Source organism: Alkalibacterium sp. (assembly GCF_046484155.1).
GTDB lineage: Bacteria > Bacillota > Bacilli > Lactobacillales > Carnobacteriaceae_A > Alkalibacterium.
On record NZ_JAWOBT010000047.1, the window covers coordinates 67,489 to 78,617 of the forward strand.

An 11,129-nucleotide genomic window follows, 5' to 3' on the forward strand; every position below is an offset into this window, starting at 1 on the left:
TTAATTGTCTAAATGGAACTATCGAAATCCTGTGTGTCTGATTGCTTATGATTAAGTGTACGTTTAGCTAATTCAACTTCGACGGACATGTCTTGAATGTCATCTGCTTTAAATTTTACATAATCTTCAGCGATCTGCTCGCACATTTTATCAATGGTAAGTGCTGCTTTTTCTAAAATATCATAAGTTGTTTTACTTTTGGCTTTATGTCCTTCAATTTCTAGATACTTCTCAGAAAGGTCAGCTAGTGATGGTAAATGAACATATAAAAATTTATCAACGTCATGTAGTCTATTTGGTTCATGAGTGATATCTTTAAATAATTCTTTGGATAAGGCGACTGTGTTGTTACGGTGTTCTATTGCTCTGAGTTTACCAGACTTTTGCATGTGCTGCTCTATAGAAACGATTTGTTGCTGAGCTTGAAACATTGTTCGTCTAAAATAATCTATATCTTCTTTGGATAATCCTTTGGAAGAATAGAACTCTTCTTTTTCTTTGGAAAGACGAGGTAATTTTTCTTTTGAGTATCCACTAGCGTTTTTTGTCAATAGATTGAGCATAAAGACACCTATTCCGATGCTTACTAATAAGGATATAAAGATGTTTATTTCAAATCCGACCATTAACAGAAAGATGAACATAATGGCGAATAAAGTCAGTGCATAGGTGATATTTAAACGTGTATTTGATTGTTTCATATTGATCCTCCATTCTGATGAATTGATAAGTTTCTTCTACCCTAATAATATCACAAAATCAGAAGAAATTTATATAAGACCTTAGATGGATTTATAAGAAGTGTACTGAGTGAGATGAAATACTTCCATAAATAGGGTATGATAAAAATAATAACCACTTAGGAGATGAAGGCATGAATTTTTACGAGGAGACAATTAAAAGCACATCCATTTACAAGGGAAATGTAACCGAATATATTGTAGAAGAAGTGAAATTACCTAACGGAGAAATGTCTCAAAGAGAAATCGTGAGACACGCAGGCGCATCAGCCGTCATACCTTTTACACAATCGGGTGAAATAGTTCTGGTCAAGCAATATCGTAAAGCTATTGATCAAGTGAGTATTGAAATACCGGCAGGATTAAAAGACGCTTCGGATCTTGATGGTTTGCATACAGCAAAAAGAGAATTAGAAGAAGAAACAGATTACAATGCAAAATCCTGGAAATTTGTGACCTCTTTTTATAGTACACCAGGTTTTACGGATGAATTTTTAGAGATTTATGAAGCAACGGATTTGTATATTGTGGATGATTCTTTAACACAGGATGATGATGAGACCGTGGAAGTTATCATAGCAACGTATGATGAAGCATGGGATTTATACGAACAGGGCTTGTTGAGAGACTCGAAGACAGTCTTTGCGTTATTTTACTGGAAAATGAAAAAATTAGAGATGAAGCTAGGAGAATAAATATGTCATCTAGAATAAAGAAAAAAGAAGAAGAAAAATTAAAAGGACAAGAAGAAAAACTATTAACTAAAGAAACCAAGAAAACAGAACGAAAATTAAACAAGGTAGGAAGAACAACAAAAAAAAGATCAAATGAAATGGATAAATATCGGTTAATTGAAAAACGTTTGACTCTCGCTATTATAATTGTTGCATTATTATTATTAATTGTATTGTCTTTTGTTTTCTTTATATAAAAAGCGTTTAGGAAGGATAAATATGAAAATAGGTATTATAGCTGCGATGGAGCAAGAGGCTAGAGAGATTGTTGCTCAATTACAAGGATTAAAAAAATCAGTAAAAGCGAATCAACATTTTTATGAAGGAACCATTCATGGGACTGAAGTTGTCCTGGTACAATCAGGTATCGGTAAAGTCAATGCTTCAATTGCGACAACACTGCTTATTGATACGTATAAAGTAGAAGCGGTCATAAATACTGGGTCAGCAGGTGGAATCGGCGACGACTTAACCGTGGAAGACCTCGTTATCTCATCGGAGTTATCCTATAACGATGCAGATGCACGAGTATTTGGCTACGATTATGGCCAAATACCGCAAATGCCCAGCACGTATCAATCAGATCCACATTTAATCGATCTATTTAAAAAAGCAGCAGTAAATAAAAATTGGGACATCAAACAAGGGCTGATCGTAACGGGGGATTCCTTTATCAGTGACAAAGAAAAAATCAGCGAAATACGTGAACATTTCAAAGATGTCCTAGTAACAGAAATGGAAGGAGCCGCAGTCGCACAGACGTGCTACCAGTTCGATATTCCTTTTGTTGTCATTAGAGCTGTATCAGATGTGGCAGACGAAGAAGCTTCAGTATCATTCGATGAATTTATAGAAAAAGTTGGAAAAAAATCAGCCGATACGGTCATACAGTTTATTTCTTTACTGTAAATAAGAATAAAGTAGATGGAACGATTGCCTCAGGCTTTTAGATAGGTGAACGAGCTATCTAGAAGTCTGAGGCAATAACTAGAGACCCTAAGGAGGAAATAAAATGAAAGGATATTTCAGGAATTCTGATTTCGATATATTTAATATCGACGGACTCGATGAACGAATGAGTGCCATTAGAGAGCAGATTCAACCTGTTTTTCAACATATAGGGGATGCTTACATAGCAGATGTGAATGCCTACACTGAATTTGAAGGATCTTTTCACATTGCCCAACACCGAAGACGAACAACAAATGCGCCAGAGTCGACGTGGAGCGCAATTGGCGGCAACAAGCGAGGATATAAGAAATATCCCCATATTCAAATCGGCATTAATGAAAAACATATTTTTATGTTTTTATCTCTGATCGATAATCCAAAACATGAAATAACTATGGGAGAATATCTTTTAAAGCGTCGATCATTATGGGACAATCTAAACGATGATTATTTTGTTTCAGGAGATCACACGAAACCCGATATTCAATCAGCCGAAGAAGATACAGTAGAAAAAACATTAAAACGATTGATTAATGTGAAAAAAGGAGAGTTTATGGTGGGGCGAGTTTTAATCCCTTCAAGCGATGAATTAAATGACGATTCTAAACAAAAAGAATTTTTCGAAGATACTTTGAATGGTTTATTACCTATGTATAAAGAACTGCTGGATTTGTATCAGAAGGAAGAGATGAAATGATAAGCGAAAAAGACAAAATGATTGCTGGGGAAATGTATAAGGCTTCTGATATGGAGTTAGTAAAAGAAAGAGCGTCAGCTCATTCAAAAGCACAAGAGTTTAATCGGGTGGAGACAGATCAGGAAAGAAAAAAAATCATTAAAGAATTATTTGGAAGTACAGGAAAGGATATTACGGTAGAACCGACCTTCAGATTAGACTATGGGTATAACATCCACGTCGGAGAAGATTTTTATGCGAACTTTAATTGTGTCTTTTTAGATGTATGTCCAATAACTATTGGGAAAAATGCGATGCTGGGTCCAGGAGTTAGCCTGGTTACGCCTGAACACCCCCTGAAAGCGACAGAACGTAATTCTGGTTATGAATTTGGAAGACCTATTACTATTGGAGACAATTGCTGGATTGGAACAAATGCAACGATAATAGGCGGAGTAACCTTGGGAGACAATGTTGTCATTGCTGCTGGTTCAGTGGTAACAAAATCATTTTCGGATGACGTTGTTATCGGTGGTGTCCCGGCGAAAATAATAAAAATCATTGATAACGCTTGATGAAAATTTTGTTGAAACAGCTTTATTATACCGGATGTTAGTCTATTCTATATAGCATATCTTTAGACATTTTCCGCATGTTTAGATATGATATAACTATAGAACTCTTCTCTAACTAGCAAGTAGCTTAGTTAGTCCAGAAGAAAATAATGAATGGAAGGTGAAGCACATGATAGAACTGTTTGCGTTTCCAACCGATGAACTTTTACAAAAAAACGAGGTCGTAGTCTCGTTATCTCTTAATTCTGAATCAAACTCTTTTGATATAGACGCTAATCAGATTCAATTTCAAAATTTATTAAAACAAGCTAAAGAGAAATTATGCGAAAAATTTGATGAAAAGTATTGTAATTCGTTACTTGAAAAAGTTAACGGACTTAAGGATAATACCGATTTTTGGAGAAAAGTTACAGAAAGTATTGTCTTCTATATTACACCTGATGAGGTATATTTTTATAGATTGAGTCTACCTGTTTATACAGGGACAGTCGTTTCTGAGCAAGCATACATTTTACCTCTAATTGCTAATTTCCAGTATACTAGTTATTATCATCTGCTTTGTCTGAACCATGATAAATTCAGTCTATATAATGGACGTGAAAATAGAATTCAAAAAATAGACCTACCTGAAGACGCACCGATTACATTGACGAAAGCATTAGGAGAGGAACTGACCGGTGGGGCGTTAAACGTAGCGGATTATGCTGGCGGACCCGGCACAGGTATGTTCCATGGCCACAATGAGAAAAGTAATGAAGTTGAAATTGATCAGATCAATTACTTCAGAGTGATAGATAAATATGTGAATGAACATTTTTCTAAACCGACTGGATTACCTTTAGTGTTGTTCGCGCTACCTGAAAACATTGCCGATTTCAAAAGGATTTCAAAAAATGCATATCTTGATGAAACACGAGTAGAAGCCTCTTCAGCCCAGTTATTAGCTAATGATATTCAGGCAAAAACAAGTGAAGTTGTCGATAAAATAATTAATCGACGTTATGAGAAACTCGTTGAAAAATTTGAAGAAACAACACCTGAATTTAAATTAGGGGCACAATACAACGACTTAGCCATGGCAAGTATTCAAGGGAAAATCGATACATTGCTACTTGAGGATCACTATCAAGTCAATGGGACCATCGATGAAAATGGTCAATATCAAGAAGGTCTAGAAACAAAAATTTATGTCAATCAGTTAGTTCAGAATGTACTGAAAACTAAGGGAAATGTTTATGTGTTAGACAAAGCGAGTATGCCATCAAATACAGGTATTGCCGCTTTATTAAGATTTTAAAGTTTAGACCATATTAAAATCTAACCCTTGACTTTTTATTAAGAAAAGGTCTAACAACAGATTCTTAAAGGAAGAGAGCCACGTAGCTCTCTTCCTTTTTTTATGGTATCTATTTTCTTTTTCCGATGTTTCGAATCGAATCACTTTATCATTTTTTCAATTGAATTTAAGAGAGTTTGAGTTTTTTTATATTTTTGAAAAAATTTATAGCCGTATCCACTTCTTTTTTGTTATACTTTTATGGTTAATAGCATGATTTTGTCACTTCGCAGCATGGACTAAATGAAAAAATAGTGGATCATTTAGACCAGACTGCTACTTAAACAAACGGATTTCAACAAAACTGACTAAAGTTTATTTCTTCTGTTTCAAATTTAATGAACAATATTCCTGGAAAATTTTCAAACTATAGAACCCTAATTTGACTACAAATTTTATTATAGCTTTGTAGAAAGAGATGAAACTGATTTATTTCTTCAGGGGTTGATAAATGAGTCAGTATTAATGACAGGTGTATAGATTTTATTGTATAATTTGTTATAGATATGTACACTAAATTAAGTGGAATATTGTGTCATAATCGTCAAATATTAATAACGCTATCTAGTTCCTAGTAGTGCTAGTTAGTCGAAGCAAAAGAACAAAAAAAAGCAGTTTTTCAAATTATTGGATGAGCTCATTAAACCCAAATAACGGTGACGTTTTTTGGGTTTAATTGACTGATCCGACTACGAGAAAAAGATGGGAGGCAATTATGGACACAATTACACACGACGAACTATATGTCAGCTTAATCAACGGGGCAAAAGAGGTTATGAACAACCGGTTATTTTTAAATAAAATCAATGTCTTCCCGGTAGCAGATGGTGATACTGGAAGTAATCTTTTCTCTACTATGTATAGCATCGTTCACCATTCAGAATTAAAAGAAAATACCAAGACAACCTTGGAGTCTATTGCAGATTCAGCAATTATTGGCGCACGAGGGAATTCTGGGTTAATCTTTGCCCAGTACTTTCAGGGATTCAGCGAGGGAATAACTGCGGAAACAGTCATCACAAAAGAAGACTTTGTTTCAGCAAGTAAAAATGGGATGGAATATGCATATCAGGCAATAGAAAAACCTGTTGAAGGTACTATATTAACAACTATGACTGTGTTTCATGATGCTTTAAGTAAAGAACTAAGTCACCATGAAACCTTTGATACACTGCTTGAAACAGCGTTTAAGAACGTAGAGATCGCAGTTGAAAACACAACCGATCAGTTAAAAGTTCTTAAGCAATCGTCTGTTGTCGATTCAGGGGCTAAAGGCTTTGCCTACTTTATTAAAGGGTTTTTGGATGGCATACACGGACATTTGATTTCAAAAGATATTACAGAAGTGGAAGAAATCATTCCGGCGATTCAACATCATGATAACGATGCTTTTAACTATCGCTATTGTACTGAAGCTTTAATTGAAAAGAAATCAGACGTGGCTGATTTAAAAAGTCTCTTATCTGATATTGGCGATTCTATTGTTCAAGTTAAAGGTAAAACAAAAACTAGATTACACATTCATACGAATGATCCAGCCGAGATGTTTAAACGCCTTTCTGATCATGGAAGTATCGTTGAACAGAAGGTCGATGATATGGTTCAGCAGTATGACCGGATCCACAACAGAAAATATAAGACTGTTATTATGACTGATTCGATTGCTGACTTGCCACAAGAACTGATCGATGACGGCCAAGTTCATGTGGTTAACATATCGTTATTGGTTGGGGACGAATCTTATTTAGATAAACTTACCGTAAGTAACGAAAGACTCTTTGACTTAGCTAAATCAAAGAAGAGCCACCCAACTTCATCACAACCAACGATTAAGAGTATCGAAAATGCTTATCATTATTTATTGTCTTATTATGAGAATGTTGTGGTCTTTTCCGTTGCACAAGCATTAAGCGGAACCTATAACGTTTTTTCAAAAGCTGCTGAAAAGTTCAATGAGAACAAGCAGGCGATTCACATTATAGACACAAAACAAAACTCTGTTGCGGAAGGGCTAATCGTATGGCAAGCAATTGAAAACTTAAAGGCTAATAAATCTGTTGATGAGATTTTATCAGATGCAGAAAAATCGATTGGAAAGTCTAAAATATTGGTTAAAATCAATACCCTAGATAATATGATTGCTTCCGGAAGACTTAGCGTACGCGCAGGTGGGATTGCTAAGAAAGTAGGATTGAAACCGATAATCACCTTGGATGAGAATGGTGAAGGTGGGATCTTTAAAATTGCTTTCCAGCCCGAGAGAGCGCTTAAAAAAATATTGAAACACATGAAACATATCAATGAAACAAAAGGCATCAAACACTATGCTGTTACCTATGTAGATGATCCTCTGTTAGGAAAAGACTTTGCTGATTCCCTTAAAGACGCATTAAATAAAGAACCAGAATATATCACGAAGAGTTCTGGTGTTATTGCAGTAGGTGCAGGTATTGGCGCCGTTGCAGTCGCATATATTACTGAATAAGAGCATGATTTTGAAAAAAACAGCATTTTTATTGCTAAATTACCGAAAAAATAGGAGGTTATCTAGTGAGATATTTTATTATTTACATGATCACGCTTGCTGTATTTTTCTTGGTCGATATGGTTTGGTTAGGTCTTATTGCCAACAAATTATATAGAGATCAAATTGGTTTCATTATGAAGGATCGTCCCAATTGGTTAGCGGCCTTTATATTTTATTTGATATTCATTCTCGGTTTAGTATTCTTTGTTATTCAACCTGCTTTATTGTCAGAAAGTATCGTTGAGGCACTGTTAAGAGGGATGTTCTTTGGTTTTATTACCTACGCAACCTACGATTTAACCAATTTGGCCACTCTTGAAAATTGGCCATTAAAGATTACCGTTATCGATTTAATTTGGGGTACAACTTTAGGTGGAGTCGTATCAACCATTAGTTTTTATTTTTCTTCGATGCTTTAGATTAAAAGAATAATTGACTTTGAACCGAAAAAAAGCTATAATTGAATTTGTGTAAAATATCGCAGCGGAAAGCGGTAACCGCGTCAACAGTTTCTTGCCATGAATTATATGAGCGCAATTGTGTAACCAGCGGCTGCAAAGGTGAAGATTGAAAAGAAACTGCACGTATTACTGAGCTTTCATACGTTATTTTACTCCATAAACTTATTTAACAATGGAGGAATTTTATAATGTCAAGATATACTGGACCATCATGGAAAAAATCAAGACGTTTAGGCATCTCTTTAACAGGTACTGGTAAAGAGCTAGCACGTCGCCCTTACGCACCAGGTCAACACGGACCTACAGGACGTATTAAATTATCAGAATATGGTATGCAATTAAAAGAGAAACAAAAATTACGTTTTATGTATGGATTAAATGAACGTCAGTTCTTTAACTTGTTCACTGAAGCAGGAAAAATCCGTGAAGGTAAACAGGGTGTTAACTTCATGATCTTACTAGAACAACGTTTAGACAATGTTATTTATAGACTTGGTTTGGCAACAACACGTCGTCAAGCACGTCAAATAGTAAACCACGGACACGTCACTGTTAATGGTAAACGCGTTGATATCCCGTCATTCCGCGTATCAGTTAATGATGTTGTTGGTATAAGAGAAAAATCTAGAGATATGAAAATAATCAAAGAATCTGTCGAATCAATCTTTGGCCGTCCTGATTTTGTATCATTTGATGATGAAAAATTAGAAGGAACACTTACACGTTTACCATTACGTGAAGAAATGGCTGCTGAAATTGAAGAAGCATTTATCGTTGAGTACTACAACAGATAATAAAATCTGCAAAAAGGCTGGGACACTGTCCCAGCCTTTTTTTTATGATTATTTAATTCACTACTCGGTTATCAAAGAAAAACCTGGATTGTGGAAAAGTAAAGTATCATTAATAAACTATTTTTTACAGATGTGCAGAGTGTTTAAAAATTTATATACTGCAATAAAACAGCTACAAATTCTTCTAGCATAGAGCGGTCTTCTTCTGAGAATCTGTTCTTTATAGGTGCGTCAATATCTAGAACACCGATTTGTTTGCCGTTTTTTGTTATAGGAACGACTATTTCTGACTGGCTTTCAGCATCACAGGCAATATGACCGGGGAAGAGATTAATATCATCCACAATTAGTGACCGTTGCTCTTTAAGAGCGGTCCCGCAGACCCCTTCACCATGTTTGATTCTAATGCAAGCAACTTTACCTTGGAAGGGTCCTAAAACTAATTCATCATCTTCTGGATCCCATAAATAAAAGCCGGCCCAATTAATACTGGGAAGCTGATCAAACAACAAAGCAGAAGCATTGCTTAAATTAGCTATAGTATTTTTTTCCTCTTTTATAATGGCATCTAGTTGTTTATTTAACATGAATTTTATTGCACGTGACATAAGTTGATCCTTTCTGTATTTAAATTTATTTAATTTGCTTGCTAGTATAACATAATTTACATAAGTTTGATATACTATACAAAAGAGAGACTAAGCCATAAAAGGCAAAGAATTGTTGGAGGCGAAAGCATGACAGTAGAATTGATCGTTACATTAAGTCTTGTACTACTTGCTGTATTAATTTATAGCAGTACATACTATATGAAAAGGAAACATTTTGAAAGAATTGATGAGCTGGATAGTCAAAAAAAACAACTCTATGATAAAATTCCAAAGGGTAAGATCCTTACTTTGGATAAAATGATGATTACGGGTCAATCGAAAGAAGTAGCGAACGCTGTGATAACGGATATTGATAACATTGAAGGAAAGCAGCTTCAAACAATTGAGTCTCATTTGTTTGAAGCTGAACAATCCACTGACCGTTATCGCTTTAATCAATCGACTAAAAACGAAAAAAAAGCAGTTGAATTAATAAAAGAGACTGAAGATAGCTTAGCAAAAACATCTCAAAATTTAGATGAGCTTTTACAGAGAGAACAAGCTAACCTGAGAAAAATAGAATCGATCAAGAAACGTTATCATAAAGTTAGAAAAGAATTATTAGCCAAGAGCTTTACGTTTGGCGAATCTATTAATAGCCTTGAAGAAAAGCTGGGAGTGATGGAAAACTTATTCACTTCATTTTCGGACTTGACCGCTTCAGGAGATCATGAAGAAGCCAAAAAGGTTGTGAGTCAGTTAGAATCACGCTTAACTGAAATGGAAACAATGATAATTTCAATCCCTGAACTCAATGACAAAATAGAAAATGATTATGGGAAACAACTTGAAGAGATTGAAGAAGGTTATAATAAATTAATTATTCAAGAGTATAATTTCCCTGAATCTGTTGACATGGAAGAACGAATCGCTCTTCTTGCTGAAAAAATCACTCATTTAAAGAAATTATTATCCAAGCTTAAACTTAAAGCCATTGAAGCTGAACAAGAAGTTGTTGAACATTTAATTGATGAATCATACACTACAATGGAAAAAGAAATTAATGCCAAATATGCTACTGAAAAGCTCTCTAGAAAATTGCCGAAAATCATGTATTATGTTACTAATCAAAGCAAAGAGCTGAGTTTGGAACTTGACCGCATAGGCCAAAGTTATCATCTTTATCAAGAAGAGCATGAAACATATTTGGAACTGAATAAGATCATGAAAAAAGAAAAACAAATTGTCTCCGACGTTTCAGCTCAAGTTGAAAAAAATGAAATAGCTTACTCAGATGCAGAAACGTTATTAAATCAAGCCTTTGATCAATTTGAGATTTTGTCGAAATCCTATAATTCTTTATCGGAAAGTTTATATTCTTATAGAGACAAAGAAAAAGAAATCAAAAATGATCTTGAGGACATGGAGAAGTCTTTAAGAGAAATGAAAAGATATATACAAGCAAAACATCTTCCAGGACTTCCTGATGATTATTTAGACATATTTTTTTACACTACTGATCATTTAGAACAGCTTTCGGTAGAGTTAGCAAGACCGAAATTAGATTTCAAAGAAGTAACGAAGCTTCATACGTTGTGTGATGAGGACATCGAGCATTTAGCGGATGAAACAGAAAAAATAGTGGATAGCGCGCTACTCACTGAATTAACTAGTCAACGCTTATACCGGTATAAAGAGGAATATCCGGGTGTGATTGAAACGATCAAGTACAGCGAAGCTTTATT

General features: G+C 34.8%; 12 protein-coding genes. 10 read left to right on the forward strand and 2 right to left on the reverse strand.

All coding sequences use genetic code 11. The features are described 5' to 3' along the window. Window positions 1-8 precede the first annotated feature (8 nt). Entirely contained in the window at window positions 9-701 is a 693-nt protein-coding gene (locus tag R6U02_RS03860; RefSeq protein ID WP_410262314.1) for a 5-bromo-4-chloroindolyl phosphate hydrolysis family protein, read from the reverse strand. 173 nt (window positions 702-874) lie between these two features. On the opposite strand from R6U02_RS03860, the gene R6U02_RS03865 reads away from it, so the two are divergent. From R6U02_RS03865 to rpsD, 9 genes are all read left to right on the forward strand, one after another. After that, entirely contained in the window at window positions 875-1,435 is a 561-nt protein-coding gene (locus R6U02_RS03865) for an NUDIX domain-containing protein (RefSeq protein WP_410262315.1), read from the forward strand. Window positions 1,436-1,437: 2 nt separating this feature from the next. Then, a complete protein-coding gene (locus R6U02_RS03870; RefSeq protein WP_410262316.1) occupies window positions 1,438-1,671 on the forward strand; it encodes a hypothetical protein in 234 nt (77 codons plus the stop codon). A gap of 22 nt (window positions 1,672-1,693) precedes the next feature. Then, window positions 1,694-2,383 (forward strand): 5'-methylthioadenosine/adenosylhomocysteine nucleosidase, encoded by a 690-nt coding sequence (locus R6U02_RS03875; RefSeq protein WP_410262317.1) that lies wholly within the window; start codon window positions 1,694-1,696, stop codon window positions 2,381-2,383. A gap of 103 nt (window positions 2,384-2,486) precedes the next feature. Then, window positions 2,487-3,122 (forward strand): DUF1054 family protein, encoded by a 636-nt coding sequence (locus tag R6U02_RS03880; protein WP_410262318.1) that lies wholly within the window; start codon window positions 2,487-2,489, stop codon window positions 3,120-3,122. After that, on the forward strand, window positions 3,119-3,676 hold the full coding sequence (locus R6U02_RS03885; RefSeq protein ID WP_410262319.1) for a sugar O-acetyltransferase: 558 nt from the start codon (window positions 3,119-3,121) through the stop codon (window positions 3,674-3,676). The genes R6U02_RS03880 and R6U02_RS03885 overlap by 4 nt, the downstream gene beginning before the upstream one ends. Window positions 3,677-3,845: 169 nt before the next feature. Further along, a complete protein-coding gene (locus tag R6U02_RS03890; protein ID WP_410262320.1) occupies window positions 3,846-4,973 on the forward strand; it encodes a hypothetical protein in 1,128 nt (375 codons plus the stop codon). A 754-nt stretch (window positions 4,974-5,727) separates the two neighbouring features. After that, window positions 5,728-7,497 (forward strand): DegV family protein, encoded by a 1,770-nt coding sequence (locus R6U02_RS03895; protein ID WP_410262321.1) that lies wholly within the window; start codon window positions 5,728-5,730, stop codon window positions 7,495-7,497. A 65-nt stretch (window positions 7,498-7,562) separates the two neighbouring features. Further along, on the forward strand, window positions 7,563-7,958 hold the full coding sequence (locus R6U02_RS03900; protein ID WP_410262322.1) for a DUF2177 family protein: 396 nt from the start codon (window positions 7,563-7,565) through the stop codon (window positions 7,956-7,958). Between the two features lie 230 nt (window positions 7,959-8,188). Then, on the forward strand, window positions 8,189-8,794 hold the full coding sequence (gene rpsD, locus R6U02_RS03905; protein WP_410262323.1) for a 30S ribosomal protein S4: 606 nt from the start codon (window positions 8,189-8,191) through the stop codon (window positions 8,792-8,794). A 143-nt stretch (window positions 8,795-8,937) separates the two neighbouring features. Here rpsD and R6U02_RS03910 read toward each other — a convergent pair whose 3' ends face one another. Beyond that, window positions 8,938-9,402, reverse strand: coding sequence for a GAF domain-containing protein (locus R6U02_RS03910; protein ID WP_410262324.1), 465 nt, complete (start codon window positions 9,400-9,402; stop codon window positions 8,938-8,940). 129 nt (window positions 9,403-9,531) lie between these two features. Here R6U02_RS03910 and R6U02_RS03915 point away from each other — a divergent pair. Continuing rightward, on the forward strand, window positions 9,532-11,129 hold a 1,598-nt coding region (locus R6U02_RS03915; protein WP_410262325.1), incomplete at its 3' end, for a septation ring formation regulator EzrA.

Coding starts and splice junctions, on each gene's coding strand:
- R6U02_RS03860 (WP_410262314.1), bottom strand. CDS start 701: ATGAAACAATCAAATACACGTTTAAATATCACCTATGCACTGACTTTA.
- R6U02_RS03865 (WP_410262315.1), top strand. CDS start 875: ATGAATTTTTACGAGGAGACAATTAAAAGCACATCCATTTACAAGGGA.
- R6U02_RS03870 (WP_410262316.1), top strand. CDS start 1,438: ATGTCATCTAGAATAAAGAAAAAAGAAGAAGAAAAATTAAAAGGACAA.
- R6U02_RS03875 (WP_410262317.1), top strand. CDS start 1,694: ATGAAAATAGGTATTATAGCTGCGATGGAGCAAGAGGCTAGAGAGATT.
- R6U02_RS03880 (WP_410262318.1), top strand. CDS start 2,487: ATGAAAGGATATTTCAGGAATTCTGATTTCGATATATTTAATATCGAC.
- R6U02_RS03885 (WP_410262319.1), top strand. CDS start 3,119: ATGATAAGCGAAAAAGACAAAATGATTGCTGGGGAAATGTATAAGGCT.
- R6U02_RS03890 (WP_410262320.1), top strand. CDS start 3,846: ATGATAGAACTGTTTGCGTTTCCAACCGATGAACTTTTACAAAAAAAC.
- R6U02_RS03895 (WP_410262321.1), top strand. CDS start 5,728: ATGGACACAATTACACACGACGAACTATATGTCAGCTTAATCAACGGG.
- rpsD (WP_410262323.1), top strand. CDS start 8,189: ATGTCAAGATATACTGGACCATCATGGAAAAAATCAAGACGTTTAGGC.
- R6U02_RS03910 (WP_410262324.1), bottom strand. CDS start 9,402: ATGTCACGTGCAATAAAATTCATGTTAAATAAACAACTAGATGCCATT.